Below are 250 nucleotides of genomic sequence, written 5' to 3' on the forward strand. Positions count from 1 at the left end.
GGTGTTCCCGGAGGTCGACGGGCAGCCCGTCCAGCGCGTCCTGCCCGTCGACGAAGCGGTCCCGGCGCTGGAGTCCGTACGCCTCGGCGCCGACGCGCTCGACGCGCGGCTGCGCGAGGACGCCCGGCGGACGTTCGACCTGACGCGGGAGATCCCGGTGCGGGCGTGGCTGTACGCGCTCGGCCCGGACGAGCACGTGCTGATGGCCGTGGTGCACCACATCGCCTCCGACGGCTGGTCGCTGGACCCG

The 250-nt window shown here is 75.2% G+C and carries 1 protein-coding gene; it reads left to right on the forward strand.

Annotated features, from left to right (window positions below):
- On the forward strand, positions 1 to 250 hold a 250-nt coding region (locus JNW98_RS25035), incomplete at both ends, for a condensation domain-containing protein (RefSeq protein WP_223770554.1).

It is taken from the genome of Streptomyces huiliensis (genome assembly GCF_020037025.1).
In the GTDB taxonomy this organism is placed as follows: domain Bacteria; phylum Actinomycetota; class Actinomycetes; order Streptomycetales; family Streptomycetaceae; genus Streptomyces; species Streptomyces huiliensis.